Here is a 26,548-nt window from a genome sequence, read left to right on the forward strand (position 1 = left end):
GCGGCCGACGGGTGCCGCACGCCGTCGTCACTCCCCCGCCCCGTCCGCCGAGGTCCGCACCGCCTCGTGCGCTTCGAGGATCATCGCGGTGGCACGCGGGAAGTCGCGGGCCTCGGCCCTGAGGACGTCGAGCGCGTGCAGGAGGGACTCCACCGGTACGTGGCGTGCGGCGAGGACGGCCGCGGTCCAGCGCCCGAAGCCGGCGAAGAGGCCGGAGTCGTCGACGTACAGGGCGGCGGCGAGGAAGGCGACGATCTGGGCGACGTCGTCGGCGGTGTGCTGGTACTGGGCTTCGGTGTAGTCGAGGAGGGCGGGGAAGCGGGAGCGCAGGCCGTTGAGGGTCGCGCGCACCAGTTGGGGTGCCGAGCGGCTGATCAGCGTGTACTCCTGGTCGAGGAGGTGCTTCAGCGGTTCGTCGGCCGACGGGGCGCCGGGCGGCCGGACCGGCGGGCCCTCGGCGAGCCGCGCGGCGGCGGTGCGGGCGTCCCCGGCCCAGAGGTCGGCGCCGAGCAGTTCGGCGTGGCGCCCGCCGGGCCCGAAGGCGGCGCCGCCCGCGAGCACCGGCACTCCGGCGGCCCGGCAGGCGGATATGGCCGCGTGGGCGGTGGGCAGCCGGGTCGCGAGGGAGCCGGACAGGGCCACCGCGTCGGCGCGCGTGCGGTGCAGATGGGCGATGAGGTGCGCGGTGGGAACCTGCGCGCCCAGGAAGTCGACGCGCCAGCCACGCAGGCTGAGGACCTCGGCGAGGAGCCGGGCGGGCAGGGCATGCCACTCGCCGTCCACGCAGGCGACGGTGATGCGGGCTCGCGCGGGGGTGTCGGAGGGGGCCGAGGGTTCGGTGGGGGCCCAGGTCCCTGAGGGCGCGTGAGGGCTGGAGGGCGTGTGAGCGCCGGGGGGTGCCCACGTGCCGGGCGGGGTGTCGTCGCGGTGCCGGGCGGGTGTCTCGCCGAGCCGGTACGGGGCGGGGGTGTCGCCGAGCCGGTACGGGGCCGGGGCCTCGCGGGTCGCCCGCGAAAGTGCCGCGATGGCGCGTTCGTTGATGGCGGTGGCGGCGTGCTCCCCGGCGACGGTCAGGTTGTTGGCGGCCCACTCCTCGCCCACGCGCCGCTGCACCGCGCCGATCACGTCCAGGAGGACGCATTCGGCGTCGAGGCCGTCCTCGAGTGCCGCCAGGGCGGTGTCGGCGGCGGTGGGCTCGTCGCCCGCCATGACCGCGTGCCAGAGTGCGGCGGCCCAGGGGGCGGCCCGTTCCTCCGGGGCGGTGGCCGTGGGTGTCATCGGGATCTCCAACGGGGTGGCCGGGCGGTTCTCGGGGGCGGGGCGGGATCCGGGCGTGGATCGGGAGGGGCGCCGGGAGCGGGACGGGTACGGGGCCCGGGCCGAGGCGTCAGTCGCGGGGCGCCTTCCAGGTGACGCGTACGGTCTTCCCGCCGGAGTACACGTACACGTCGAGCGTCGTCGTCAGCGTGGCGGCGAGCAGCATGCCCATGCCGCCGGTGCCGTCGTGGGTGTCGGGGAGGCGCGGCACGGGCGGCTGCTCGCTGGCGTCGTCGATGTCGGCGATCAGGCCGTCGCGGTGCCCGTGCAGGCGCAGCCGCCACCAACCCGTCGCGTGTCTGAAGGAGTTGGTGCACAGCTCCGACACGACGAGCGCCACGTCGGCGGCGTCGACGGCGGGGCAGCGCACGGCGGCGTAGGCGCGGGCGGCTCTGCGTGCCCCGCCGATGCCGCAGTCCTCGGCGTCGACCGCGAGGAGCGCGGGACGGTCTCCGGCCGTGGGGCGCCATGCCCCCTGAACCGTCGCCCGGTCGCACAGCGGGCACGGCGCCGTGACACCGCGGGCCGCGTCGCGCGCGGTCACGTCCGGGGAGTGGGTCATGGCGCGCACGCCTCCTCGATGGAGTCGCACACGGGGAAGTACCCGAGGGTGCCCGTCACCCGCAGCAGTTCGCGCAGCTGCGCGGGTATCGGGCCGAGGATCCGCAGGCCGCGTCGGCGGTGGGTGCGGATCAGGATGTTCAGGAGCGTGGAGTCCGCGAACTCGAGCCGGGTCAGGTCCAGGACCAGACGGACCGTCAAAGGGGTCGCCTCCAGGGCGAGTTCGATGTCCGGCTCGTACTCGACGTCCATCTCTCCGATCACCGCCACCACCCGCACCCCACGTCTGTCGTCGGCGTGCATCTCGACCGAGCACTGGGTCGCCGCATCATCATGCGTCCACTGCATTCCGACAGTTTCGACCCGCCGGGCGCGGTCCCACCCGGGCCATCACCCCATGGGGGACCCGTCGAATTCATGTCTGACGGTAGGGCCTCTTCCGTTTGGCGCGCCGCAACGTTTCAGCACGTCGCGGGGGTCCTATGCCGTCACTTCGGCCCGCCGGGCCCGGGCCTGCGCCACGCGGCCCGCGCCCACGGCGAGCACCACGGCGCACAGCGCGAGGGAGAGCGTCGCCCAGTTCATCCACACGTGGTCGGGACTGCTGGAGTACGCGGTGCCGTCGTCGCGGACACAGTCGTAGCCCAGGGGCAGGTAGGAGGCGCGGCCGTGGGAGAGGCCGCGGACCGTGTCCTCGTCGAAGCCGTCCTGACAGACCGGACCCGGCACCGAGTTCGCGCCGTCGCCGACCGCCACGTCGGCCGTCAGCACGGCGAAGAAGCCAAGGGAGTAGACCGCCGCGGCCGCGCAGGCCGCCATCGCCGCGGCACGGCGCAGCAGGTGCACCGGCCAGGGCTGGGGCCGCCCGGGGAGCGCCATCGCGGCGACGCCCGCGGCGGCGACGAGTGCGCCGACCGCGCAGAGGGCGGGGACACCGAAGCCGACCAGCACGGGCTCACCGCCTCTCTTGAGGAGGCATCGCCCGAGGCAACGAGGCTGCCGCTCCCCGGTCCTCTGGGGGCAGCGAAGGGAGCGGGGCGGCGGTGGGCATGGCCCCACCCCACCAGGCCCACCCCCGGCAAGCTGTGGCGGAAGCCACTCCTCCTGTCACAGCGGTGCCACAGGCCGCACAGGGTCCAGGAGTTCGGCGCGCCTCACCGAGCAGGGTCGGCGGCCAGGCGGGTACGGCGACGCGGTACGGCGATGACCACCAGGCCGATGTCGTCGTGGCGGCGCCCGCCGAGCCAGTCGGCGACGAGCATCTGCACCCGCTCGGCGACCGCCTCCGGCGGATGCCCGGCGCACTCCGCGAGCGCCGCCCGCAGCCGTTCCTCGCCGAACCGGTCGGCCCCGAGCGGGCCGCCCTTGGCCTCGGTGACGCCGTCCGAGTACAGCAGGCAGGACTCTCCGGGGCGCAGCGTCGTCTCGTACGTCCGCGTGAACACCTCGGGCAGGGCGCCGATGAGGGTGCCGTGGGTCGGGGCGGCGAGGACGTCCCCGGTGCGCCGCACGATGAGCGGCGGCGGATGCCCGGCGCTGGTCAGCCGGAGGGTGACGGCGCTGCCGCGGCGGCGGACCGAGGCGAGCACGAGGGTCGCGAAGCGGCTGTGGTCCGCGCCGAGCAGGGCGGCGTTCAGGGCGCGCAACAGCCGCTGGTGGTCCGGTTCGAGCAGGTGCAGGGCGCGCAGCGTGGTGCGGATCCTCCCGGTCAGGGCGGCGGCCTCCAGGCCCTTGCCGCACACGTCGCCGAGGACGACGTGGGTCTCGCCGCCCGCCTCGGCCGCGGTGCTGATGTCGACGAAGTCGCCGCCGACGCCGAGTTCACCGTCCGCGGGACGATGCCCGACCGCGTACTCGACGCCGTCGACGCGGCGCGGGCCGGGCCGCGGCGTGTCCTCGGCGAGCAGTTCGACGACAGCCGTCTGCTCGGCGTGCAGCGTCGCGGCGTTCAGGGCGGCCGCGGCGCGCGCCGCGAAGAGGCGGGCGAGGGCCTCGTCGTCCTCGGTGAAGGGCTCCGCCCCGGCCCGGCGCAGCAGGACCAGCGCGCCGAGAGGCGCACCGCGCCCCGGGAGCGGCGTCACCATGAGCGCGCCCGGCGCCGCGGTGCCCCACTTCTCGAAGGCGTCGGCCAGCAGCCACGGCGGCACAGCGGCCGGGTCCAGCCAGCGTGCGGGCACCGGCGGAAACCCCTGCAGCGCTTCCGCGAGACCCGGTACGTCGGCGGGGTCACCGGCGAGCCGCCCGTGGGTGACCCCGCCCGCGCGCCGGGCGGCGGCCACGGGCGGGCGCGCACCCCGGCCCGCGCCGACGACCACGGCCGCGTCGGCGAGGTGCCGCGCGGCGAGCAGGGCCGTACTCCCCCTGCACTCCTGGGGGTCGGGGCGGGTGAAGAGTTCGTCGGAAACGTCGGCGAGGAAGCGGGCGCGCTCGCTCCCGGGGTGCGGAGCGCAGGGCGGCGCGGAGTACGTCTCGGGGTCGTCGCGCAGCCACCACAGGACGCCCTCGGCGCCGTCCGCCGCGGCGGCCTCGGCCCGCAGGGCACGTCCGGCGACCGCGCCGGCGGCCTCACGGTCGCGGCGTGCGTGCGCGTCGGCGAGCCAGGACGGGGCGTGCCGCGCGAGGGAGGTGCCTGCGCCGACGCCGGGGAGCAGGGCGGTCGCCGCGGAGTTGACCCATCGGACGCGTCCGTCGGCCGCGGCGAGGAGGAGGGGCCACGGCGCGGACTGCAGGGCGGCGCTCACCGCCAGCGCGGCGGGCTGCTCGGTCGGGGTCCTGGTGTCTCGCCTCACGTACCGGAACGCCGTGCCTCGTGGGCACGCGTTCCCCTCACCCTCTCGTCACCCCGTCGATCCCCCCTCGTTCCTTGAACGACCGCACCCCTTCCTCGTCGTCGCACGGTCACAGACGCCGACGATCCTCCAGATGAGCGCTCCGCACAATCCTCACGTGCGGGCTCCGGCACACTCACCGGTCACCGCGCAGGCGGAATGATCACTTCAGGCGACAGTCCGAAAATTCCTTCGAGTTTTGACCATCCACGGGTCGAAAGGTTGCACGCGACACGCGTGGCGATCAACACAATGATGGAGATGCCGTGAAGACCGTATTGTCATCGCGTTCACATCTCTCGCCGGGCACCACTTCTGACCCGGCATCATCCCGTGGGGGGATCCATGCGACACCGCACTCGCGTCGCCGTGCTCGGCTCGGCTCTGGCTGTGGCCGCCGTCGGCTTCGCCGCGCCCGGCGCCGTGGCCGCGCCGTCCGGCGACGTCACCGTCGACAAGGTCGTCGTGAACGGCGGCAGCCCGATCGTGCTCGGCACCACCGCCGGCAAGACCTTCACCGTCTCCGTGACCGCGTCGGACGACTCGGGCATCGAGAGCGCCGACATCACGCTGTTCGGCGGCGGCTCCAGCGTTGCCCTGCCGCAGGGCAGCCCGAAGTGCGTGGCGGACAGCACGACGACGTCGACCTGCACGGCGAAGTTCACGCTCGACCCGGACACGGACTTCTTCAACAACAGCCCGGCCGGCACGTGGTACGTCGACGCCCTGGTGACGGCGAACGACATCGACACCATCTCGGCCGAGAAGGCCGGTTCCTTCAAGGTGCAGCGCCAGGCCAAGCTCACGGCGAACGCCTCGCCGGAGCCGATCAAGAAGGGCAAGACGCTCACCATCACGGGCGCCCTGACCCGCGCCAACTGGGAGACCGGCAAGTACGCGGGCTACACCGGCCAGTCCGCGAAGCTGGAGTTCAAGAAGAAGGGCACCACGGCCTACACCGCGGTGAAGACCGTGAAGACCGACAACAAGGGCAACCTGAAGACCACGGTCAAGGCCTCCGTCGACGGCAGCTACCGCTGGACCTTCGCCGGCAACACGACGACGTCCTCGGTGAAGGCCACCGGCGACGCCGTCGACGTGCGCTGAATCTGATCGTTCGGCAGTAAGCACGCTCGGTCTTTCGCCGGGCTCGCGTGGATCCACGCGAGCCCGGCGATCGCGTTCCCGGCACACCTCTCCACGCGTCAGCGCGCGATCCGGGCCAGCTCACTCCCGGTTCGAGTCAGCCGCCGCGACGCTGGTCGCCGAGGCGGACAGGTCCATCAGGTCGTCGAGGATGGCGCGGCCCGTCCGGTCCACCGGCTCGAGCCGGGCGACCAGGTCGAGGCTGGACGTGATGTCGGGATCCTCGATGCGGTCCTCGATCTGCTGCAGCGCGTCCCGTAGCCGCTGCCGGTGTTCCGCGACATGGTCGGCGACGGCGTCAGCGAGGAGTTGCCCCTGCTGCAAGGCCAGTGCGGCGAAGTCCGTACCGGCCTTCTGTGCCTCCTGGTCGAGCTGGTTCTTGCGCTGGTCCCGGGCCTGGTCGAGTACGGACTTGCGGGCCTTCAATCCCTTGGTGACCACCACGGCAGCCACTCCCGCGAGCGCCACCCCGCCGGTGATGGCCGAGAGCGACAGACTGGTCATCAGCGCGGCGGTCCCCGCACTGCCCAGGGCGCTGAGGATGCTGACCGCGGCCGCGCCGGTCTGAACCGCGGCGTAGACGTCGTATCTCCGGCGCTCGTCCAGGGAGGTGAACAGCTCGCCGGGCTCGATGGGAGCCTCCGGAACGAGGCGCGTGGCATGCTCCTCACCACGCAGTGCGCCGCGCAACAGGACACGGGCACGGGCATCGAGCGCTTCGACGTGCCGCGCCCAGACCGTGGCCGGGCCCTGCTCCGCCGTCATCCATTCGTTGAACAGCCGTGTCTGGCGCACCTTGATCTCGGCGAGGTGTTCCGCGCCGAGGTTTCCGGAGTCGATCACGGTGTCCAGTTCCCGACGGAAGACCGCTTTCAGTTCGTCGAACTGCTGCCCGACGGCTCGGACCTGACGGTTCAGCTCGCTCTCCAGCTCCGAGCGGATGCTCTCCGCGGACCGTTCCGTGTCATCCAGCCGGCGCCGCAGGTTGTCCCGCTCCGCCGTCAGCTGTTCCACCGACACCTGATGGGTGGCGAGCACATCAGCGACCGAGCGGTGCCGGGTGCGGACCAGTCGGAACGTCTCAGCCGCGATCTTCCCCAGGTGGTACTGACCCGTGCCGTTCTCGATCAGCTCGGTGAGACGGTCACGCAGAGCCGCCATCCGGCTCTCGCTGCGGTTCCGCTGGGCCGCCCGCACATCGCCCTCGGCCTCGTCCAGGTCCGCCTGGGCTTCCCACGCCGGTGACACCGGCAGGAACCCCTCCCCGATGAACGCAGCTCCCGTCCCGCCCGCCACCGAGAAGCGCTCGCTCAGATAGGCGTTGTTGGTGTCCCGCGCCGACCGCCAACCCTCACGGTTGTCGTTGCCGAGCTGATCGGCGCGGTCGATGCCGGTCAGCACCCACAGCACCGGCTTGCCGCTCTGCAGGTGGTGGTTGTACAGATCGGTCATGAGCCCCAACTCGCCCGCGGTGAGGGTCGCGGTTCCCTGGGTCACGTAGATGAAGCAGTCGGCCTCGGCCCAGGCGTTGCGCATGATCTGCTCGTGCGCGGGGTTCGGGGACTCCGCACCGGGCAGATCGAAGAATTTGGCGGGCAGCAGCGCGTTCTCGATGAGCAGCTCGATCTGCTCGACTTCCAGCTGATAGTGCGCGGGGAGACGGTCGGCCCGGTCACCGTCGGCGGCACCGTAGGCCGCGACGACACTCGGGGCCAGGTCAGTCCCGATCTCGACCCATTCCTCCTCGGGACGTCCCACGAACCTGACGCGCAGCAGTCCCCGCCCCGACGCGTGCACACCGCTGTCCGCATGGACCGGCCGCACCGTGGACGGGCACGCCGTGGTCGGGGTCGGGGAGGACGGCAGGATGCCGATGTACTGCTTGGTGTAGCCCCCGTCCGGCCGCTCGAACCGCTCATACCGCAGCCCTTTCTGCAGGCCGCTGATCAGAAAGCTCTTGCCGGACGACTGCCGGCCGAGCAGCCCCACATTGAGCAGCGACGACAGGGCACGGTTCCGCTGACCGCGGAGATCGTGCACCTGTTCGTCGATCTCCACATCGCTGATCGCGAGACCCGGTATCTCCCGCAGCCCGTTCAGCCAGTCCTCGCAGCGGTCGAACAACCGCAACAGGTCCTCACGCACTTCATCAACGCTCGCCATGCCGTATTCGATACACCAAGTAAGGCCTGTGCAGAGGGAGATCACCCATCTGGCCCGGCTGTCGACGGCTGGACCTCCGTGGTCAATGCGTTCGCCGCCATTGGAGTGAGGAATGCCGTCACCGCCGACGGCTCATGGTGCGAGCCGGGGGGCGCTCCCACGGCCCCGGCCGCGGTGCACGTGTTCCCACCTCCCTCCCCCGGACCAACGGCCATGTGAGTGCCCGACCCAGCGCGCTCGGGTGATCTGCGCACCACGTCCGCTTGCCCCGCACACGCGCAGTGGAACGGCTGCGCCATGTTCTCGACGCAACGTCCGCGCCTTCGCGCCACCGTCTGGCCGGCCTTGGCCTGTGCCACCGCTCTGTCCCTTGTGCCGGCCGATGCCGGTGCCGTAACCCTGTCGGCGGACCCTGGACCGTCCGCGAACGAGAAGGACGTGCTGCGGGAGCGCACCGTCGACCTCGATGTCGCCGACTACCAGTGGCTGTGTGGTTCCGGGGGCTTCAGCCAGGCCAAGGAGCACACGCTCGAGCTCTTTCCCGACGTCCGCGTCACCGTCGTCCAGGACGGCCGCGAGGTCGACGGGGACACCGTGACCTGGACCGGACATGTGAAGGGGGCACCGGAGGACCAGGCGGTGATCTCCGCGAGTCACGTGTGCGCGCCCGTCAAGAAGAACGTACCGCCCGCCGTCGACGCGCTGATCGACCTGGAGACGTACGCCTACCACCTCACCACCCTGCCCGGGAAGCAGCCGCGGGTGCGGATCACGGAGGAGGATCCGGACGCGCGCCGCCGCCCCAAGCCCGACAACGCCGTCCTCGGCAAGGACGCCGCGCGGAAGCTGCACGACTCCCTCAGGAACCGCGCGCCCGCCGACCCCGCCGACCCCGTCGTCATCGATGTCCTCGCCGGATACACCCCGCCCGCCGTACGCCGCCTCGGCAGCGAGCAGGCCATGCTGGCCCGGCTCCGGCTTGCCGAGTCCTACATGAACCAGGCCCTTGCGGACAGCAACGTCGCGGCCAGCATCGACATCGTCGGCAGCTACAACACCCAGTACTGGGGCGACCAGACGGCCGCCGTCATGCACAACAGACTCTCCAGGGCCCAGGACCCCGTCCTCGGCGCGACGGCGCACCGCTACCGCGAGCAATTGGGCGTCGACCTCGTCACCGTCGTCAACGACGTCCCCAACGGCTCCTCCGGACAGGGCAGCCTGCCCACCCAGGGCCGAATGGACAGCGAGCTGGCCTACTCCGTCGTCGACGTCCAGTCCCTCGTCGACTGGTACAACCTCGGGCACGAACTGGGCCACAACCTCGCGCTGTTCCACGACCGGACGACGCTCGACAAGCAGCTCCCCGGCGGGTACCAGCACCTGCTCAACGCCCCCTACGGCACCGGCTGGATCACTCCGCGCCGCGACTACCACACCGTGATGGCGTACGCCGAGAACTGCGGCCGCCCGTGCAGCCCGGTCAACCAGTACTCCAACACCGAGAACACCGTCGACGGCCAGCCCCTCGGGGACGCGAACAACAACAACGCCGCCCTGGCCCGGCTGACAGCCCCCATCGTCGCCGACTACCGGACCCTGAAGGTCAATCGCACCCGGCACCGCCTCACCCTCGAATCCAGCCCGAACGGCACGATCCGCCCCGCCGTCCACGGCCCCTACGCTCCCGGCACCACCGTCGCCGTCACCGCCAGGCCCGCGCCCGGCTACCGCGTCAGCGCCTGGATCGTCGACGGCCGGCGCCACGACATCACCGACGAGCACGTGACGATGACCATGGACCGTCCCTACACCCTCAGCGCCGTCTTCACGCGGCGCTGAACCGACCGGCACGCCCGCACCGTCAGGTGGGGCCGCCGCGGCCGCCGACGTCAACGCGTCCCCCTGTGCACATCGTTCACACCCTTGACGCGGACACGTCTATCGGTATGGTCTAGTCCAACGAAGCGGAATCCCGTTGTCCGGCGGGCACTTGGCTGCCCACACCCACCGTCCGGCCTGCGGCGGCCCGCGCTCCGGCACGCGGACCGAACCCCACATCCGCACTTCACACCGCCGTTCTTCGGCGTCCCCCCATGGAGTGAGCCATGCGATCTCGCATACTCGGACTACTGACCGCCACCGTGTCCGTCGCCGCGCTGATGACGTTCGCGTCGCCGGCGTCGGCCGACAAGACGGACAGGGCCGACACGTCCTCGTCCGACAAGGCGGCCGCGGCGTTCATCGTCAGCGAGTCCCAGTTCAACCAGATGTTCCCGAGCCGGAATCCGTTCTACACGTACAACGGCCTCACGGCGGCGCTCAGCGCGTACCCCGGGTTCACGAACACCGGCAGCGACACCGTCCGCAAGCAGGAGGCCGCCGCCTTCCTCACCAACGTCAGCCACGAGACGGGCGGTCTGGTCCACATCGTGGAGCAGAACCAGGCGAACTACCCGCACTACTGCGACAAGACCCAGCCCTACGGCTGCCCTGCGGGCAACGACAAGTACTACGGCCGCGGCCCCATCCAGCTGAGCTGGAACTTCAACTACAAGGCCGCGGGCGACGCGCTCGGCATCGATCTGCTGCACAACCCCGACCTGGTCCAGAACGACGCGGCCGTCGCCTGGAAGACGGGCCTCTGGTACTGGAACACCCAGAACGGCCCCGGCACCATGACCCCGCACAACGCGATGGTCAACGGCGCCGGATTCGGCGAGACCATCCGCTCCATCAACGGCAGCCTGGAGTGCAACGGCGGCAACCCGGGGCAGGTGCAGAGCCGCATCGACAAGTACAAGGCCTTCACGCAGGTCCTCGGCGTCGGCCCCGGCGGCAACCTGAGCTGCTGAGCCCCGCCCGAACGCCGAAGCGTCGGCGGCCCCTGTCGGCCGCCGACGCTTCACGTTCTCCAGCGCCTCCGCGCCACCGGGGCCGCCACCGGGGTTCAGGCGTCGGCGGGTCCGTAACTGCGCTTCCCGCGCCGGTACGCGATCTCCCCCAGCACGATGTCCACGGCCAGGAACGCCACCAGCGGAATGCCGAGCAGCGGCACGAAGTAGCCGAGCACCGCGACCGCGGCCATCAACGGCACCAGGACGTACGCCGGGACGTGCTGCCAGGCGCCGCGCGGCAGCGGGCGGCCGAAGGCGCTGCCCCGTCCGCGCTGCCACCACATGCGGTAGCCCCACACGATCAGCAGGACAAGACCGAGGGCGACGGCGCCGAGGAGCACCTGGTTGGCCAGACCGAACAGGGTGCCGCTGTGCGCGTCGATCCCCCACCGCGTCAGCTTGGCGAGCACCGGGTAGTCGTCGAACCTGAGTACGTCGAGGACCTTCCCGGTGGCCGGATCGACCGCGGCCGAGTCCTGCTTTCCGGGCAGTCCGCGCTGGATCTCCTTGACGACGTACGCGGACGAGGCGTCGGCCGGCGGCACGACCTCCACCGGACCGGAGATCCCCCGGTCACGGGCAGCCGCGAGCACGGTGTCGAGCCCGACGTCCTTCGCGCCGTCCGACGTACCCGGCTCGCCCGCACCGCCCGCGCCACCGGACGCGTTCCCGCCGTGCTCGGCATGCTCCCCCGCGCCCCCGGACTCCCCTGTGGACGCCAGGCTCGTCGACACCGTCGGCGTCGTCTGCCCGAGAGCCTCGCGCAGGTCACCGATGCTCTGCCCCGCGTACGCCGACCATGTGAGCCCCGTCGCCGACAGGAAGATCAGCCCGGCGGCCGTCCACACGCCCACCGTTCCGTGCAGCGTCAGCGTGCGGCGGCGGCCCGCCGAGCCCCGCACCTTGCGCAGGGCCCGGCGCCGCCCGAACCACAGCACCAGGCCGCCACCGGCGAGCACCCACAGCCAGCTCGCGGCGATCTCGCTGTAGAGGCGGCCCGTCTCGCCCAGGTGCAGATCGCGGTGGAGCTCGGAGACCCAGGTGCGCAGCGGCAGCGCGCCGCTGGAGCCGTACTGCTCCAGCGCGCCGCGCACCTCAGCGGTGTAGGGGTTCACGAACACGGCGAGGGTGCGCTCGGGGTCCACGCCGGGGACGCCCGACAGCAGAACCCGGGTGGTCTCCCCGTCCCCGGCCGCCGGCCGGACCGCGCTGACCTCGCCCCGCGGGTGGGCCTCGCGGGCCGCGGCGACCTGCCGCGCCACCGGCAGCTTCCGGTCGCCGACGGGCACGGTCAGCTCATCGGCGTACACGATCTTCTCGGCCGTGTACGAACCGGCGTAGAGCAGCCCCGTCACCGCGGCCACCAGCAGGAACGGCGCGATGAGCACGCCGGCGTAGAAGTGCAGGCGCAGGGCGAGCGGCCGGAGCGGGGCCAGCGCCGAGCGGCGCGGCGATGGGTCCGGTGGTGGGGTCGGTGGCCCGTCGACGGGGGCGGGGGCGGTGGGTGCGGCGGGCATGACGTGCTCTCCTGGGTGCCGGACGGTGGTGCGGGCCCGGTCGGGTGGTGACCTGGCCGGTCCAAGGGTCGAGCGGGCGGGTGAGGGAGTTCCCGGGAGTCTCTGTAACGTGCGTCACGCGTCGGGGGCGTCCGCGCGCGCTCGGCCACGGCGCCCTCGCGCGGCGGCGCTCCGGGCCGCGCGGTGGTGTGACCTCGCGATCTTCATTTGAGATGGGGTGGCCGAGAACCGCGTTCCTCATCAAGCGATGCGTGAACAGGGGTAGTTGGCAGGGTGAAATCCGCGCGACGATGGCACCTATGACCGCGGCACAACGCGCCATGACCGAGCTGGAGTCGTGGCCGAACCTCGTAAGTGGCTCTCCTCGGTGCGCTGTCGGACGTTCCTTCGGGATCGTGGGGGCGCCGGGACCGACGGGCTACGACATCGTCCACTTCCACTCCGACGGGGCGGCCGACGTGTGTCTGACCCGTGCGGCCGTCGACCGGCTGCGCCCGCAGCTGGCCCACAGCTCCGCGATCCGGGTGCGCCCCGGGGCGTCGTGGATCACCGTGCTCCTCGACTGCGACATCGACGTCGCGCTCCTCCTCACGTTCGTCAGCGTCGGGCTCAAGGCGCACGACGACGACCTCGCCGCGGCGGACCGCGCGGGCCGGGGCGGCGCGTTCGCCCACTCCCCCGCCCCTCCCTGCGACTGGGAACCGCTCGCGTTCCGGCAGCCGGCGGCCAAGGTCCCCGCCCCGGCCGGACCGCCCGACGTCGAACGTCGCGGCATCCTCGCGACGTGGAAGGCGGTGGGCCGGCTCATCCCGCACGGCCACTGAGGCCCCGCACGGGCAGTCGACGACGGCGCGGAACCCGCCGTGTCGTCGGGCCACCCGCGCCGAGCCGACATCAGGCCGTCCACCGCGCCCGGCGGTCCGTCCCGCCCGGGCGCACACTCATGTCCGGGCCCCGGACCCCACAAGCACCACAGCGCGCGAGCCCGCCCCGAGCACGCCCGCCTCGCCCGGACAGCCCTCCCCCGCGCCCCCACAACGCGCCGTTTGGGAATCCCTCCCGCTCCGGCGGCCCCGCACGCTCCCCGCCTGCACGGACGGAGCATCGACTTCACGCCATCCCTGCCGAACACCCCAGCTCAGCGGTCCTCTCACCGCATCAACACGTCACCACACCAATGTGTCGGCCCATCCGCCGGACCGTCCGGTCGCGGCGCACCGGTCGTACCGACACGTTCGTATGATCTTCGGTGACCTCGTGGCCGGGTCCGATGTTGAGCACCGCGAGACGGCCGGAACGGCTGTTCTCCCGGGTGTCGGCCCGCCCCCGCCGGGCGGTGCGCGGACCCGGCAGGGCGAGGGATCAAGGAGCACGCAGTGAAGAGCAGTTGGACGCGCAAGACCGCACGCGGGGTACTGGTGGCTGCGGTGTGTGCCGTGCCGTTCGCCCTGTCGACGGGCGCGGCACACGCCGACGAGACCCACCACAGCGGCTCCCACAACGGCCCCGTCATCGGGCTGGTCAACACCGGCCAGATCGACGACCCGATGGAGGACGTGCTCGAGCACACCCTGAACTTCGGCGACGGCTACCGCTGGGACTGACCGGCCCCCGCACCCGTCCGCGCCGCGCCCGACACCCCCGGGACGGCGCGGCGCGGACGGACCCGCCTCACTTCCAGCCGTACGCGTACGCGGCGACCCAGGTGACCTCGAGCTGCGCGCTGCTGCCCGGCGCCGCCGTCGGCCCCTCCAGCGCGCTCTCGTTCTGCAGCACCCAGGACAGCGGGCGGTCCGGCACATTCCGGGTGTCGTGGCCCACCTGACGGCCGTCCACGAAGAAGCGGACGTGGCCCGGCGTCCACTCCGTCGACACGGTGTGCCACTCGGTCCAGTCGTCGGCGCCCTGGAACGAGCCCTGCTCGCCACCGCCGCACGGGTGGTGGAAAGCGCTCAGGGAGCCCGTCCACTCTCCCTCGGGGTGGTCCATCTCGCAGCCGCCGCCGTAGTGCAGCCACGCCGACTTGTAGCCGGGCGCCAGCTTGGTGACCTTGATGCGCGCGCTGTACTTGCCGTACTTCATCTGCATCACGGCACGCGGTACGACGGCCGCCGCGTGCACGGGCCCGCCGTCGTCGGGCCGCCACATCCGGATGCGCATGCGCCCGTCGCCGTTCTGCGCAGGGCCCACGCTCACCGTGTCCTCGGGGTGGTAGACGCCGACGACGGAACGGTCCCGGTCGTTGGCGGTGTCGCGCCAACCCGTCGGGTACGCCCACCAGTTGTCGCGGTACGAGCCGCGCAGGCCGCCGCAGTACGCGGCGGAGGTGTCGACGTGGTGGTCGCAGTCGCTGAACGAGCCGAGCGGCACCCGGTCGCCGTCGAAGTCCTCCGCGAGGACCTGCCAGAACGGGCCGCAGTCGCCGCGCGGCAGTGCGGTGCCCGTGGTGCGACAGAGGTCGGCCGAGCGCGGCGCCCCGTCCGCGCGCGGGATGCCGAGCAGGGCCGCGAGGAGCGTGGCGGCCACGGCGGCGACCAGTGTGGGTCTGCGGGTGCGCGGCGCTGCGTGTGTGCCCATCGCGGTGCCCTTCCTCCCGTCCGGCCCCTGGCGCGGTGCGGCGGCCCGGGGGCAACGCATCCTCGCGGTGCGGGAGGGAAATGGCCAGAGCGCGGCGGGCGTCGGCGGGGGCGTGCGGTGGTGGGTTCCGGACGTCGCCCCGAGAGAGTCCGCGCGGCCGGACGCACGAGGCGTGCACGGCGGCCCCCGGAGGCCCGCCCGGCGCCCGTCCTATCCTGGCGGGGTGATCGATCTTCCGCTCTCCGCCCTAGAGGTGTCCATCGTCGAAGCCGGCACCACCCCTGCCGACGCGCTGGCCAACTGCCAGCGCAGCGCGCAGGAGTTGAGCCGCCTCGGCTACCACCGGCTGTGGTTCGCCGAACACCACCACTCACTCGCCATCGGCGCCTTCCCGCCGGCGCTCCTCGCCGCCCACACCGCCGCCACCACGACCGGCCTCCGGCTCGGCTCCGGCGGCGTCCTCGCCCCGAACCACGCCCCGATCACCGTCGCGGAGCAGTTCGCCACGCTCGCTACCCTGCACCCCGACCGCATCGACCTCGGCATCGGCCGCGGTCCCGGCACCTTCCACGAGCCCACAGCCCGGGCGCTGCGCCGCGGCGCCGACCCCGCGACCGACGACGAGTACCGCCGCGACGTGGCGGCGACCCTGGACCACCTGCTCGACGTCGGCATCGGCGAACTGCCCGAGCCCTGGCTCCTCGCGTCCAGCGACGCGGGCGCCGAAGTCGCTGCCTCGCTGGGCCTGCCGATCGCGTTCGCGCACCACATCCGGCCCGACAACACCCTCGCGGCCCTGAAGCGCTACCGGGACGCCTTCCGGCCCTCGCGCTGGAGCGACGCCCCGCGCGTCCTGGTGTGCGTCGAGACGGTGTGCGCCGACACCGAGGAGCGCGCCGCGGAGCTGGCGAGGCCCATGGACATCATCAAGGCGGCGATCCTCCAGGGCCACCCCGACCGGCCGTTCCCCACGCCCGCCGCCGCGGCCGCCCACCGGTTCACCGCCGAGGAGGAGCAGGCGCTCGGGGCGTTCGTCGCCCAGCAGGCCCGCGGCACCCGCGACTCGGTCGAGGCCGCGCTCACCCGCATCGTCGAGGCCACGGGCGCCGACGAGCTGATGACCGTCACCCCGGTCCACAGCACCCCCGACCGCCACCGGTCCTTCGCCCTCGTGCGCGACCTCGTGCGCCGCGGCTGACGCACGGACGCGGCGACCCGGATGCACCCGGGGCGCCGCGTCCGCTCGTACGTCCCACCTCGTACGTCTCAGAAGCGCACCGCGGCGCAGGCGCGGCCGCGCGGGTGGGTCAGACCGCGCGCCACAGCGACGGCGCCGACGGCGGTTCCCAGCCGCGCTGGGCCGTGTGGCCCTGGAGGCAGACGTAGGCGCGGCCGTCGTGGGTGACGCGGTCACCGGCCTTGTAGCCGGTGCCGATGGCCCAGGTGCCGCCCGGGGGCTGGGTCGGGGGGTCGGTGGGCCCGGGGGTCTGGGGCACCCGCAGGACGAAGTCGAAGTCGGCCTCCTTGGTGTTGCCGACGTCCCGTACGTTCATGAGCAGCCGGGCGTCGAAGATGGGGTCGGTGTTGTTGCGCGGCTCGTTCGGGAAGTACAGCTGGGTGGTGAGGACCGGGCGTCCCGGCGCCTGCAGCTTCACGTGCAGATGGCGGGTGCGGCCGGGGTAGAGGCCGGGGAAGATCGTGGTGAGTGTGAACGCGCCGCGGGCGTCGGTGAACTGGTGGCCGCGCATCCGGAAGCCCACGTTGTCGTAGGCGCCGCGGGCGTCGGCCTGCCAGAAGTCGAGGAGCACCTGCGGGATCGGCAGGCAGGCCAGGCCGAACACATAGCCGGTGACGGTGAGCCGGGTGCCCTGGGTGCCGGGCTCGATGAGCGAGGTGCGCCGGGGCGAGTTGGGTTTGAAGTAGGGGCCCTCCGTCTGGGGTGGTGTCGGGTCGTCGCCGTCGTCGCAGGACGGGGTGACCTCGGGGGCCTTGCCGGTGCCCGCGCTGGTGCGGGCGAGCGCGGGGACGCCCATCATCGCCACCGGCGCGGCGACACCCGCGGCCAGGGCGGCGCGGAGCACCGTCTTGCGGCTGGGGCCCGGGCGCGGTGCGGGCGTGGGCGGGTCCGTGGGCTCGCCGGTCGGGGCGCCGCTGATGTCGTGCCCGTTGGTGGGCGTGTCGCCGTCCATCGCTCCTCCTGGGTGGGGGGTGGGGATCGGCTAAGAAGCTATGCGGCGGGCCCGGGCGGGGCGATGGACGCAATGCGGTGGTCGTGGTGAATATCGCCACCGCCGCGGCGGAAGTCGCCGGGAGTGGCGCCGGTCTCGCGGCGGAAGAAGCGGCAGAAGTACGCGGGGTCGCCGAACCCCACCCGGTCCGCGACCTGACGTACCGTCAGGTCGGTGCAGGCGAGCAGGCGTTTCGCCTCGTGCACCCGGGCCTGGCGGAGCAGTTCGCCCGGGGTGCGGCCCATGGCGGCCTTCACCGCCTCGTTGAGGTGGCTCACCGAGACGCCGAGGTGTCCGGCGCAGTCGCGCACGGACCAGGGCAGCGCCCGGGCCGTGCTCACCAGGGCGACGAACTGGGCCGCCGCGGGGGCGGGGCGGGCGGCGTCCGGGGCCGGGGCGCCGTGCGGGTGCGGGCGGCCGGTGGCGGGGAGGCGTCCTGCGCGCACCACGAGGATGTGCAGGAGGGCGCGCAGGACGCCGCCGAAGCCCTCGGCCCCGGTGCGGTACTCGTGGTCCATCTCGGCGACGAGGCGCGCGGCCCAGTCCGCGTCCCGCTCGGGCAGCTCGAGCCAGGGGCGGCGGCCGAGGCGGCGCAGCAGGGCGCGGTCGGCGGGGTGCTCCAGGAGGAAGTCGTCGGTGAACACGACGACACAGCCCTCCAGGCCCCGGACGCCGTCCCAGTAGTGCACCTGCCCGGGCGCGATGAAGCACAGGTGGGGCGGGCGGAGGGTGAAGCGGGTCAGGTCGACGACGTGACTGCCGGTGCCGCCGGTGACGAGCACGATCTCGTGGAAGGTGTGCCGGTGCGGGAAGGAGGCCCGGGACATCGGACCGATGGTGTCGAAGGTGCCGATGGCGAAGGGCAGCGTGTTGGGCATCGGCACCTCGAGGCGGTGGATCGGCAGGCCGCCCGCGCCGGGGTCGCTGCCGTTCTCCTGACTCGTACCGGGCAAGACCGTCGACCCGCGCATCTGTGCGCTCCCCTCATCGATCCGGACGCCGACACCCGCGCGCGCCGCTCGCCGTGGCGGCGCGCGACCCGGGCAGACTTGTCAGGTCCATACCATTCGATGGTCCACGATGACACGGCCGGGGGCGCGTACCCACCGGTTCTCAGGCCAAGTTGGGGGCCCCGGGAGGGAGGCGCGCCGGGTCGGAGGGCGAGGTGGCGCGTCCTGTCGACAGGAAAGCGTTAAGAACGCGCTGAACGGTATTGCGTTGCCGGGACATGCGCGGAGCCGCCGCCCGGGCGGGGCGGCGGCTCCTGGTCCTGCGCGAGGGTGAGGCATCGGGACAGGGACCGGTCGGCTCGGATCTCTCCCGTGCTTCTCGTTCGTTCGTCTGTCGTCCTCTCCCCCGCTCCCCGCTCACCTGGCGTGAGCGGTCACGCTGTCACACCTCCACTTCGATGCACACAAGGCGCTTGTCCTTGCGGGCGGTGAGCGCCGCTTCCCACATGGGCTTGACGAACGGCGGAATCAGCGACGCGTCGATCCGCTCCGGGGACGCGAAGCGGTACTGCCCCGCGCCGTCCTCCCGCAGCGTGATGGCACGCCGTTGCTCGGCGGTGACCTCTCCGGCGTCGAAGATGTAGTACACGCGAGGCATCAAGCCGTCGGAGTCGACCCAGGCGACCACGAGCAGGTCCCCCATCTCGACGTCCAGGCCGAGCTCCGCACGGACTTCCCGGGCGCAGGCGGCACTCGGGCTCTCCCCCGCTTCGACATGGCCACCGGGAAGGTTCCAGTAGGCCGTGTACATCGGGTTCACCATCAGTACATCGCCATGCTCATCGGCGATGATGGCCCCTGCCGAAGCGGCTAGGGACGTAGCAGTAGCATCCATGGCATCTTCCTGAATTAGCCCCGTCATGGCGTGAGCACGGCTCATCAGGATCAGGTGGCTCGGCGAGCAGGGGCCCCACCCCCGCCCAGCGGGAGCGAGGACGGGCGTCGCTCGCTCCCTGCAGCGGCGGGCTCCCCCGGGCAGGGGCTCCGCTGGTCCCGTTCGGGACCGTGACCGCTGTCTTTCCTTGGGCCGCACCACCAAGGAGCTCGGGGTGCCGATTGGTGTCGTCACCTTTTGATCGCTCCTCCCCGCCCCACCGCGACCCCGGTACGGGCCGCGACGGTCCTGGCATCACCTGACGAAACGCTCGTTCCATTCGCAGGGGCCGACCAGTCCCCGAGAACGACGGCGCAGTTGGGCGGGCACCCAGCGTACGGCGACGCGGCACGAAGGCCGATCGGGGCATGAGCAGGACCGATGACTCGTCGTCGGGCTTCCCCCGCCCCCACGCGGGAACCCCGAAATCAGGTCATGCGGACGAATGGAACATCCGGGCAGGCTTCCTTCCCCGTCAGAGCCGGCCTGCCCCCGGCCCTGGCGTGAGACAGATCCTGATGCACTATCACAGGCGGTGTCAACGATTGAGAACGACGCATGTCATGGGCGTGCTCCTCGAATGAAGCCGCGAGCGCACCACGTCGGTGTTCCCGATGCACCACAACGCGCGTAGCGCACCCGCGCTACGGACGCCCGCCGCCGCCCTCCGGGCCCCCGCCCGGCGTGCGTCCCTGAATCACCTTGACCAGTTCGTCCAGGGCCGGGAGCAGGTCCCGCAGCGTGTCGATCTGGGCGCTGTCCGCCGTGCTGCGCAGGGCCACCGAGCGCGCGCCGAGCTCCTGCAGGACCGCGCGCGTGGCGAGTTTCGGCAGGTCCTCGTTGACCATCCGGCGCAGGTACGCGATCAGCGCGGCGCCCTCGGTGCGGGAGCAGAAGCCCTCCGGCGCCCGGAAGAAGAGCTCCAGGCGCGCCGCGTGGTCGTGGTTCGCGCCGCGTTCGCCGTTGAGCAGGTTCGACACGTGCTGCGCCGAGATGCCCGTCGCCCGCGAGATCTCCCTGAGGCCGTAGGGCTCCTTGCCCGCGGGGGTGTCCTTGAGCCGGGTCCGCTGCAGGAAACGCAGGCGCTGCTGGAACAGCGCCTTGCGGAAGCCCTCCCGCGCGTTCTTCTCGCGGGGCTCCTCCTCGGGGAGTTCGCCGGCGAGCAGGGCCCGCACCCGCTCCGGCTCGATGCCGGTCGCGCGGGAGATGAGCACGACGTCCAGCAGGCGGCCGCGCGAGGTGCCAAGACGCAGGGCGTAGGCGTCCACGTCGGCGAGGAGACGGGCGATCTCGTGTCCGGGCGCCGGTTGGTGGTCGGCTGCGTTCACCTGAAGGTCTCCATGGGCCACGGAACTCGTTGGGGCGCCCTGAGAGTATCCGCCTCAACCGTCCCCGGCCAGCGTCGTCTTCAATTGTTGACACGCGCCCTGACCGTACAGTGTTCGCCCTGTGCCGGGAATCGCCGCACGACCAGCGCCGCGGTCCATATTCCGGACCCTCGCGGTCCGTTGGCTGACACACGGTGCCGCCGAACCGTTACGCCACCAGCCTGATACTGTCCCTGCGCAGGTCAGCGGGCACAGGCCCGTCACGTAGGGAACGGGGAGCGTGAACGGCCTATGAAGGGCGCCAGCGCACGGGCACAGGTCCCGTGTCTCGCGGAACCGGAACGAAGAGCGGCGTCGGCGCGACGGGCTCGACCGGCGCGAAGAGCCGTGCCGCCACCGGGCGTCGGGCGCGCCCGGCCCGCCACCGGACCGAGCCGGGAGAGCTGACCCGTGCCGACCGTCGGCGCACCCGCCGCGTGGCGTCACACCGGCCGGGCGCGCGTCGCCGACGTCTCGCACCGCGTCCGCTCCGCCGTGCGCAAGCGCCGCGCCTGGGCGAGGGCGCGGCGGCGGGCCATCCGCATCATCCACGACGACCTCGGTCTGCGGCCCGGCCAGGGGCTGCAGACGCTCCTCGACACCGTGGCCCTCGATCGCGGCCGGGCCATCACCGTCCAGAAGCTGCCCCTGCCCCCGCACATCAGCGGGTTCTGCGTGCAGGGGGAGGCCGAGGACACCATCGTCATCACCGCCAACACCAGCGAACGCCAGGGCCTGCACGTCCTGTTGCACGAGCTGTACCACCTGCTCAGCTCCAGCCCCGCGGACGTCGATCCGCACGCCGTCACGGCCTGCGACCTCATCGAGCCGCACGTCGTCGCCGAGCAGATGCCCTCGCTGCCCGCCGACGTGGTGCGGGAGGTGCTGACCCGGCCCGTGCAGCTGCGCACCGGCTACGAGGAGGACGAGGAGTGGTCGGCGGAGGTGTTCGCCACCGTCGGCATGCTGATGCTGTCCCTCGATGACGAGGGCGGCCACACCGCGCCGCTCGCCTCTTTCGCCAACCGGCGCTCCGGTCTGTGATGTGGCACGCGACCCTGACGGCGGTCGGTCTGACCGCCGCCGCCATCGCCCTGTGCCTGGCCACCGGCAAGGCACTGGCCGCCCGGCGCGAACCGGCGGCCCTGGTCAAGCTCTCCGCCTCGTCCCTGTTCCTCGCGAGCGTCATCTTCCTGCTCGCCACGCCCGCCGTGTACCGCGCCGTCGACACCGCGTTCGGCGCGCCTCATCTGTCCGCCCTGCTCGTGAACACCTTGGGGCTGCTGTGCGTCGGCCACGCCCATCTGATGGCGGTGCTGTGGCATCCCGAGTGCCGGACGGGCGGCGCGCCCCGGCGCACGGTCCTCGCCTGGGCCCCGTTCTACGCGGCCACGGTCGTCGCCATGGCGGTGCTCTACGCCCGGGCCGACCCGAGCGGCGAGGCACGTCCCCTGCTCTTCGCCCCGGACTACGTGCACAGCCCTGACGCCGTGGCGTTCCACCTCGTGTACTTCGCCATGCTGACCGCCGTCGTCACGAGCACCGTGCGGCGCTGCCGCGCGCTGCTGGCCTCCGCCGGCACCCGGCTCACTCCCGAACTGCGGCGGTGCGTCCTTGAGTTCGCGCTGGCCGTCGCCCTCGACATGCTCCATGTCCTGTGCGTCCTGACGGCGTTGGCCGGCGCGGCGGGCGGCCTGCGCCTCGAGGGCTTCGCCGAGGCCGCGTGGCTGACCACGGCCGTCAGCGGCCTCGTCGCCAACTACAGCCTGGTCCGTCTCTCGGTCACCGCGCGCAGGCGGGAGCGGCGCGACTACCAGGCCCTGCGCCCGCTGTGGCAGACCGTCGTGCGCGCCGACCCGCAGCTCGTCCTCGCCCCCGGCCTCCTCTGGGGCGGCTGGGACACCCGGATCGCCCTGTCCCGCAGGCTCGTCGAGATCCGCGACGGCGCCCGCAGCCTCAGCCCCTGGATGAGCAGTGCGCCCGCCCGGGCCGTGGACCAGCTGGTGCGGCGCGGGTTCGTCGGCTTCGACGTCGTGGCGGCGCAGGCGGCGGCGACGCTCCTGTACGCCGCCGAGGCGCGCGGCCGCGGACTGCCTCCCGCCGACATCGACATGCTCCTCGCGGCGCTGCCCGGGGAGGACGTGCCCGCCGCCGCGGAACGCGACCATCTGGTGCTTGTCGCGCGCCACCTGGACCATCCGGTGGTGCTCGAGGCGCTGGTGCACGCGCGGCGGATGGCGGCGGCTTCGGAGGTGCGGGGGTAGCGCGGGGGCGCGGCGGACCTGGGGGTTCGGCGCGGGTGCGGCGGGGCGGGTCAGTCCCGGACGACCGCCCCGTCCAGGAGCGGGCCGAGTTCCCGTGCCACCGTCGTCAGAGCGCGTACGTCCCCTTCGGCGCGGGCGATCAGGAGGGCGCCCTCGACCGCGCTGATCATGAGCGTGGCGACTGCTTCGGCGCGGGCGGGCGGCACGCCCATGTCGGCGAGCGCCGCGGCGACCGGGCCGGTCCAGGTGGCGAAGGCTGCCGCGGCGGCCTTCCGGGTGGACTCGGACGCGTCGGCGCGGTCCACGACGGCCGCGGCGACGGGGCAGCCCGATGTCTCGCCGGCCGTCGCGAGCTCGTCCGTCCACTGGCGCACCATCGCGGCGAACAGCCCGCTCGGCGTCGGCTCGGGCAGCGCCGCCACGAACCGCGCGACGCGCCGCGCCGCGTACCGGCCCGCCCACTCCACGGCCTCGTTGACCAGTTGTTCCTTGCCGCCGGGGAAGTAGTGCTGGAGCGAGCCGCGCGGCGCCCGCGCGTGCTCCACCACGTCCCGCATGCCGGTGGCGCCGACGCCTCCCCGGCGCAGCAGCTGGGCCGCGCTGAACACCATGCGCTCACGCGGCCCCCGCCCGGACGCCTCACCTGCCGTCACGCTGTCGCCTCCACCTCGCCGCGTCACCTCGTACGTCGTGATCCGCTCGCCGCACGAACTCTTCTGTGCCGCACCGTACTTCCCCCGCTACTATGACAGCCGTCATAGACGGCCTGGCCGATGACCTCGGCCGCACGGCCTCGACGTTCGGGGACGGGAGTTCGGGATGGACGTGGGGTTCATTGGTCTCGGTGTCATGGGGCAGCCCATGGCGCTCCAAGTGGCGCGGTCCGGGGCGGAGCTGATCGTCTGGAACCGCACCGCCGCCCGGTGCGCGCCGCTGCGCGCGGCCGGGGCGCGGGTGGCGGTGGACGTGGACGAGGTGTTCGCGAAGGCCCCCGTCGTCATCCTGATGCTGGCCAACAGCGCCGCGATCGACGCGACGCTCGGCCGGGACACGCCCGCGTTCGGCGCCCGGGTCGCGGGGCACACGGTCGTGCACATGGGGACGACCTCGCCGGAGTACTCGCGCGCGCTCGGCACCGAGGTGCGGGCCGCGGGCGGGCGGTATGTGGAGGCGCCCGTGTCGGGGTCGCGCGAGCCCGCGGAGGCGGGGCTCCTCGTGGCGATGCTGGCGGGCGCGGAACGGGACGTGGCCGAGGTGCGGCCGTTCGTCGCGCCGATGTGCCGGGAGACGTTCCTGTGCGGTCAGGTGCCGGGTGCGCTCCTGATGAAGCTTGCGGTGAACCTGTTCCTGATCACCACGGTCACGGGGCTCTCGGAGTCGTTCCACTTCGCGGAGCGCCAGGGCCTGGACACGAAGCTGTTCCTCGACGTGCTCGACGCCGGGCCGATGGCGAGCGGCGTCTCGCGGATGAAGGCGCCCAAGCTGCTCGCGCGGGACTTCGGCGTGCAGGCCGCGGCACTGGACGTCCTCATGAACAACCGCCTTGTCGCGGACGCGGCGCGGTCCTCCGGCGTGGCCTCGCCGCTGCTCGACGTCTGCCACTCGCTGTTCACCGACACGGTGGCCCTCGGGCACGGCGGCGAGGACATGATCGCGGTGCTGCGGGCGATCGAGGCCCGCACGGAGGCGCTCGGCGCGGCCGGGTAGCGGGGGCGCCCGCGCGGGGCCCGGCCGCCACGAACGAGCAACTGGCGCGGGGGGTTCAGACCCCGGCGCGCTCGGGAGTCTCCGACTCCGCCATCTTCCGCAGCACAGGAGTGCGCGGCGCGTGTGCCGCCTTGAGCCCGAGCAGGGAGACGGCCGCGACCAGGACGAAGGCCGCTCCGGCGATGGCGAAGCTCAGCGTGAACTGGCTCTCCTCCGGCAGCGCGGGCATCCCAGCGGGGAGCTTGATGGTCTTCGACGCGAGCAGCGAGGTGATCGTGGCACTCGCGATGGCACTGCCGACCGAGCGGGAGATGGAGTTGATGCCGTTGGCGATGCCGGTCTGGTGGGCCGGGACGCTGGCGACGATGAGCGCCGGCATGGCGGCGTACCCGAAGCTGATCGCCAGGCCGACGACCATGCCCGCGCCGATCACCGAGGCGGTGGTGCCGTGCGCCAGGGTCAGCCAGGCGAAGCCGATCACGCCGAAGGCGGCGCCGATGGCCAGCGTGACGCGGGCCCCGATCCGGCGGACCAGGACGCCGCCGAACTGGGCGCCCACCAGCGAGACGAGGGTGGTCGGCAGGAGGTAGACGACCGAGGCGTCGAGGACGGAGGCGCCGAAGCCGTAGCCGGCCAGCTGCTCGGGCATCTGCACCAGGGACGAGACGCCGATGAACTGGGCGAACATCGCGAAGCCGAGCAGCAGGCCCGCCAGGTTGGTGAAGAGGACGGGGCGGTGCGTGAACGTCTCCATGTCCACCATCGGCTCCTTCACCTTCTTCTCGGTGAGGACCCACACGCCCGCCATCACGACGGCGGCGGCGAAGCTGCCGAGCACGCGGCCGGACGTCCAGCCCCACTCGTGGCCCTGCGAGATCGGCAGGAGCAGCAGGACCAGGAGGGCGGCGAGGGTGAGCGCGCCGAGCCAGTCGGTGCGGCCGCCCGTCTTGGAGCGCGAGGCGGGGACGACGAACAGCACGCCGACGAGGGCCACCACGGCGAGGACGACCGCGAGCCAGAAGACCCGGTGGTAGTCGGGGTCGGAGCCCTGTGTGAGCAGCCCCGCGCCGACGAGGGCGAGGCCGCTGCCGAACGCGAGCGTGCCGCTGACCAGGGCCATCGCGCCGTGGAGCTTCTCCGGCTTGATCTCCTCACGCAGCACGGACAGGGCGAGCGGGAAGATCGCGGTCGCCGCGCCCTGCATCACGCGGCCGACGATGAGCCAGGTCAGCGAGGTCGTGGTGGCGGCGAGCACGGAGCCCGCGATCATCACGAGCAGCACGCCGACCAGGGTCGGCTTCTTGCCGTGCATGTCGCCGAAGCGGCCGAGGAGGGGCGTGAAGACTGCGGCGGACAGGAGCGTGGCCGTGGTCACCCAGCTGACGTTGGCGGTGGTGGCGTCCAGCTCGCTCTGGATGATCCCGAGGATCGGGACGACCAGCGTCTGCATCATCGAGACGACCATGGCGGCGAGCCCGAGCACCAGGACGACCGCGGTCTGCCCGGAAGCCCGTGCGGGGGCCGTGTGCTGTGCGTGAGACACGGAAACTCTTTCCCAACTACTTAAGAACCTAGAAGCTTGAGAACTTCAAGTAATGCCTTTACGGTAGACGTCAATATTTGAGATGGTCAAGTTTCTGGGCGTAAGGTGGATCACATGCCAGGACACCCGCGCGTCGGCACGGGCCAGCTCATGGAGCTGCTCTCGGTGTCGCTAGGCGCCTACTACGGCGATTTCACGGCCGCGGCCGCCCGTGAGCACCTCACGGCGAGCCAGGCCAAGACGCTCACCGTGCTGCGCCGCGGCCCCGCCGCGATGCGCGTGCTCGCCGAGACGCTGGCCTGCGACGCCTCCAACATGACGGGCATCGTGGACCGCCTCGAGAAGCGCTCCCTGGTCCGCCGCGAGCCGAGCCCCGGCGACCGCCGCGTCAAGAACGTCGTCCTCACTCCCGAGGGCGAGCAGACCATCGACACGATCCGCGCCAACATGCACACGACGACAGCGGGCCTCGACGCACTGGACGACGAGGACCGGGCGACACTGCACGCCCTGCTGGGCCGCGTCTTCACGGCCAAACAGGGCTGAGGC

The 26,548-nt window shown here is 72.6% G+C and carries 24 protein-coding genes; 10 read left to right on the forward strand and 14 right to left on the reverse strand.

Features of this window, described 5'->3' with window-relative positions; all coding sequences use genetic code 11:
• Positions 1 to 27: 27 nt before the first annotated feature.
• From AB6L24_RS01695 to AB6L24_RS01715, 5 genes are all read right to left on the reverse strand, one after another.
• On the reverse strand, positions 28 to 1,278 hold the full coding sequence (locus AB6L24_RS01695) for a B12-binding domain-containing protein (protein WP_405651173.1): 1,251 nt from the start codon (positions 1,276 to 1,278) through the stop codon (positions 28 to 30).
• Between the two features lie 109 nt (positions 1,279 to 1,387).
• Entirely contained in the window at positions 1,388 to 1,879 is a 492-nt protein-coding gene (locus tag AB6L24_RS01700) for an ATP-binding protein (RefSeq protein WP_087888055.1), read from the reverse strand.
• On the reverse strand, positions 1,876 to 2,226 hold the full coding sequence (locus AB6L24_RS01705; RefSeq protein WP_405651175.1) for an STAS domain-containing protein: 351 nt from the start codon (positions 2,224 to 2,226) through the stop codon (positions 1,876 to 1,878). Before AB6L24_RS01705 ends, AB6L24_RS01700 begins: the two co-directional genes overlap by 4 nt.
• Before the next feature lie 132 nt (positions 2,227 to 2,358).
• Complete coding sequence (locus AB6L24_RS01710) at positions 2,359 to 2,829, reverse strand: hypothetical protein (RefSeq protein WP_405651177.1); 471 nt, start codon at positions 2,827 to 2,829, stop codon at positions 2,359 to 2,361.
• A 203-nt stretch (positions 2,830 to 3,032) separates the two neighbouring features.
• Positions 3,033 to 4,667, reverse strand: coding sequence for a PP2C family protein-serine/threonine phosphatase (locus AB6L24_RS01715; protein ID WP_405651179.1), 1,635 nt, complete (start codon positions 4,665 to 4,667; stop codon positions 3,033 to 3,035).
• A gap of 384 nt (positions 4,668 to 5,051) precedes the next feature.
• Here AB6L24_RS01715 and AB6L24_RS01720 point away from each other — a divergent pair, with 384 nt between their 5' ends.
• A complete protein-coding gene (locus AB6L24_RS01720; protein WP_405651181.1) occupies positions 5,052 to 5,813 on the forward strand; it encodes a calcium-binding protein in 762 nt (253 codons plus the stop codon).
• 120 nt (positions 5,814 to 5,933) lie between these two features.
• On the opposite strand, the gene AB6L24_RS01725 is transcribed toward AB6L24_RS01720, so the two are convergent.
• Positions 5,934 to 8,060, reverse strand: a complete 2,127-nt coding sequence (locus tag AB6L24_RS01725) for a hypothetical protein (protein ID WP_405651183.1) — start codon at positions 8,058 to 8,060, stop codon at positions 5,934 to 5,936.
• Between the two features lie 393 nt (positions 8,061 to 8,453).
• Between AB6L24_RS01725 and AB6L24_RS01730 the strand changes: the two genes are divergently transcribed.
• Both AB6L24_RS01730 and AB6L24_RS01735 read left to right on the forward strand, forming a co-directional pair.
• On the forward strand, positions 8,454 to 9,857 hold the full coding sequence (locus AB6L24_RS01730) for a reprolysin-like metallopeptidase (RefSeq protein WP_405651185.1): 1,404 nt from the start codon (positions 8,454 to 8,456) through the stop codon (positions 9,855 to 9,857).
• A 266-nt stretch (positions 9,858 to 10,123) separates the two neighbouring features.
• Positions 10,124 to 10,870: a chitinase gene (locus AB6L24_RS01735; protein WP_405651187.1), complete on the forward strand. Its 747-nt coding sequence runs from the start codon at positions 10,124 to 10,126 to the stop codon at positions 10,868 to 10,870.
• Between the two features lie 95 nt (positions 10,871 to 10,965).
• On the opposite strand, the gene AB6L24_RS01740 is transcribed toward AB6L24_RS01735, so the two are convergent.
• Positions 10,966 to 12,429 (reverse strand): PepSY-associated TM helix domain-containing protein, encoded by a 1,464-nt coding sequence (locus AB6L24_RS01740; protein WP_405651189.1) that lies wholly within the window; start codon positions 12,427 to 12,429, stop codon positions 10,966 to 10,968.
• A 320-nt stretch (positions 12,430 to 12,749) separates the two neighbouring features.
• On the opposite strand from AB6L24_RS01740, the gene AB6L24_RS01745 reads away from it, so the two are divergent.
• Together AB6L24_RS01745 and AB6L24_RS01750 are read left to right on the forward strand one after the other, a co-directional pair.
• The gene (locus AB6L24_RS01745) at positions 12,750 to 13,253 is read left to right on the forward strand and encodes a luciferase family protein (RefSeq protein WP_405656995.1); all 504 of its coding nucleotides are present in this window, start codon (positions 12,750 to 12,752) and stop codon (positions 13,251 to 13,253) included.
• Positions 13,254 to 13,805: 552 nt separating this feature from the next.
• Positions 13,806 to 14,033, forward strand: a complete 228-nt coding sequence (locus AB6L24_RS01750; protein WP_405651191.1) for a hypothetical protein — start codon at positions 13,806 to 13,808, stop codon at positions 14,031 to 14,033.
• A 67-nt stretch (positions 14,034 to 14,100) separates the two neighbouring features.
• Here the strand turns inward: AB6L24_RS01750 and AB6L24_RS01755 are convergent, their stop codons facing one another.
• Positions 14,101 to 15,006, reverse strand: coding sequence for a glycoside hydrolase family 16 protein (locus AB6L24_RS01755; RefSeq protein WP_405651193.1), 906 nt, complete (start codon positions 15,004 to 15,006; stop codon positions 14,101 to 14,103).
• A gap of 223 nt (positions 15,007 to 15,229) precedes the next feature.
• On the opposite strand from AB6L24_RS01755, the gene AB6L24_RS01760 reads away from it, so the two are divergent.
• Positions 15,230 to 16,204, forward strand: a complete 975-nt coding sequence (locus tag AB6L24_RS01760) for an MsnO8 family LLM class oxidoreductase (RefSeq protein WP_405651195.1) — start codon at positions 15,230 to 15,232, stop codon at positions 16,202 to 16,204.
• Positions 16,205 to 16,313: 109 nt separating this feature from the next.
• On the opposite strand, the gene AB6L24_RS01765 is transcribed toward AB6L24_RS01760, so the two are convergent.
• The 4 genes from AB6L24_RS01765 to AB6L24_RS01780 all read right to left on the reverse strand — a co-directional run bounded on the left by AB6L24_RS01765 (position 16,314) and on the right by AB6L24_RS01780 (position 20,446).
• Positions 16,314 to 17,195 (reverse strand): carbohydrate-binding protein, encoded by an 882-nt coding sequence (locus tag AB6L24_RS01765; RefSeq protein WP_405651197.1) that lies wholly within the window; start codon positions 17,193 to 17,195, stop codon positions 16,314 to 16,316.
• Between the two features lie 38 nt (positions 17,196 to 17,233).
• The gene (locus tag AB6L24_RS01770; protein ID WP_405651200.1) at positions 17,234 to 18,205 is read right to left on the reverse strand and encodes an AraC family transcriptional regulator; all 972 of its coding nucleotides are present in this window, start codon (positions 18,203 to 18,205) and stop codon (positions 17,234 to 17,236) included.
• Between the two features lie 421 nt (positions 18,206 to 18,626).
• Entirely contained in the window at positions 18,627 to 19,079 is a 453-nt protein-coding gene (locus AB6L24_RS01775; RefSeq protein ID WP_380849991.1) for an NUDIX domain-containing protein, read from the reverse strand.
• A gap of 683 nt (positions 19,080 to 19,762) precedes the next feature.
• Positions 19,763 to 20,446, reverse strand: a complete 684-nt coding sequence (locus AB6L24_RS01780) for a hypothetical protein (protein ID WP_405651202.1) — start codon at positions 20,444 to 20,446, stop codon at positions 19,763 to 19,765.
• 450 nt (positions 20,447 to 20,896) lie between these two features.
• On the opposite strand from AB6L24_RS01780, the gene AB6L24_RS01785 reads away from it, so the two are divergent.
• Complete coding sequence (locus AB6L24_RS01785; RefSeq protein ID WP_405651204.1) at positions 20,897 to 21,529, forward strand: hypothetical protein; 633 nt, start codon at positions 20,897 to 20,899, stop codon at positions 21,527 to 21,529.
• Positions 21,529 to 22,749, forward strand: a complete 1,221-nt coding sequence (locus AB6L24_RS01790) for an MAB_1171c family putative transporter (RefSeq protein WP_405651206.1) — start codon at positions 21,529 to 21,531, stop codon at positions 22,747 to 22,749. Before AB6L24_RS01785 ends, AB6L24_RS01790 begins: the two co-directional genes overlap by 1 nt.
• Positions 22,750 to 22,799: 50 nt before the next feature.
• Here AB6L24_RS01790 and AB6L24_RS01795 read toward each other — a convergent pair whose 3' ends face one another.
• Positions 22,800 to 23,360 carry a TetR/AcrR family transcriptional regulator gene (locus AB6L24_RS01795; RefSeq protein WP_405656997.1) on the reverse strand — a complete coding sequence of 187 codons (561 nt, stop codon included), beginning with the start codon at positions 23,358 to 23,360 and terminating at the stop codon, positions 22,800 to 22,802.
• A 208-nt stretch (positions 23,361 to 23,568) separates the two neighbouring features.
• Here AB6L24_RS01795 and AB6L24_RS01800 point away from each other — a divergent pair, with 208 nt between their 5' ends.
• Positions 23,569 to 24,456, forward strand: coding sequence for an NAD(P)-dependent oxidoreductase (locus AB6L24_RS01800; RefSeq protein ID WP_405651208.1), 888 nt, complete (start codon positions 23,569 to 23,571; stop codon positions 24,454 to 24,456).
• A 55-nt stretch (positions 24,457 to 24,511) separates the two neighbouring features.
• Here AB6L24_RS01800 and AB6L24_RS01805 read toward each other — a convergent pair whose 3' ends face one another.
• Complete coding sequence (locus tag AB6L24_RS01805) at positions 24,512 to 25,999, reverse strand: MFS transporter (RefSeq protein WP_405651210.1); 1,488 nt, start codon at positions 25,997 to 25,999, stop codon at positions 24,512 to 24,514.
• A gap of 114 nt (positions 26,000 to 26,113) precedes the next feature.
• On the opposite strand from AB6L24_RS01805, the gene AB6L24_RS01810 reads away from it, so the two are divergent.
• Positions 26,114 to 26,545 carry a MarR family winged helix-turn-helix transcriptional regulator gene (locus tag AB6L24_RS01810; RefSeq protein ID WP_405651213.1) on the forward strand — a complete coding sequence of 144 codons (432 nt, stop codon included), beginning with the start codon at positions 26,114 to 26,116 and terminating at the stop codon, positions 26,543 to 26,545.
• Positions 26,546 to 26,548 lie beyond the last annotated feature (3 nt).

Source organism: Streptomyces sp. RK9 (genome assembly GCF_045070545.1).
Classification (GTDB): domain Bacteria; phylum Actinomycetota; class Actinomycetes; order Streptomycetales; family Streptomycetaceae; genus Streptomyces; species Streptomyces alboflavus.

Bases quoted from the DNA above. Each gene is read 5' to 3' on its own strand.
- AB6L24_RS01800 (WP_405651208.1), top strand. From the start codon at position 23,569: ATGGACGTGGGGTTCATTGGTCTCGGTGTCATGGGGCAGCCCATGGCG.
- AB6L24_RS01755 (WP_405651193.1), bottom strand. From the start codon at position 15,006: ATGGGCACACACGCAGCGCCGCGCACCCGCAGACCCACACTGGTCGCC.
- AB6L24_RS01705 (WP_405651175.1), bottom strand. From the start codon at position 2,226: ATGCAGTGGACGCATGATGATGCGGCGACCCAGTGCTCGGTCGAGATG.
- AB6L24_RS01720 (WP_405651181.1), top strand. From the start codon at position 5,052: ATGCGACACCGCACTCGCGTCGCCGTGCTCGGCTCGGCTCTGGCTGTG.
- AB6L24_RS01735 (WP_405651187.1), top strand. From the start codon at position 10,124: ATGCGATCTCGCATACTCGGACTACTGACCGCCACCGTGTCCGTCGCC.
- AB6L24_RS01745 (WP_405656995.1), top strand. From the start codon at position 12,750: ATGACCGAGCTGGAGTCGTGGCCGAACCTCGTAAGTGGCTCTCCTCGG.
- AB6L24_RS01695 (WP_405651173.1), bottom strand. From the start codon at position 1,278: ATGACACCCACGGCCACCGCCCCGGAGGAACGGGCCGCCCCCTGGGCC.
- AB6L24_RS01740 (WP_405651189.1), bottom strand. From the start codon at position 12,429: ATGCCCGCCGCACCCACCGCCCCCGCCCCCGTCGACGGGCCACCGACC.
- AB6L24_RS01795 (WP_405656997.1), bottom strand. From the start codon at position 23,360: ATGGTGTTCAGCGCGGCCCAGCTGCTGCGCCGGGGAGGCGTCGGCGCC.
- AB6L24_RS01775 (WP_380849991.1), bottom strand. From the start codon at position 19,079: ATGGATGCTACTGCTACGTCCCTAGCCGCTTCGGCAGGGGCCATCATC.
- AB6L24_RS01790 (WP_405651206.1), top strand. From the start codon at position 21,529: ATGTGGCACGCGACCCTGACGGCGGTCGGTCTGACCGCCGCCGCCATC.
- AB6L24_RS01700 (WP_087888055.1), bottom strand. From the start codon at position 1,879: ATGACCCACTCCCCGGACGTGACCGCGCGCGACGCGGCCCGCGGTGTC.
- AB6L24_RS01810 (WP_405651213.1), top strand. From the start codon at position 26,114: ATGCCAGGACACCCGCGCGTCGGCACGGGCCAGCTCATGGAGCTGCTC.
- AB6L24_RS01770 (WP_405651200.1), bottom strand. From the start codon at position 18,205: ATGCGCGGGTCGACGGTCTTGCCCGGTACGAGTCAGGAGAACGGCAGC.
- AB6L24_RS01765 (WP_405651197.1), bottom strand. From the start codon at position 17,195: ATGGACGGCGACACGCCCACCAACGGGCACGACATCAGCGGCGCCCCG.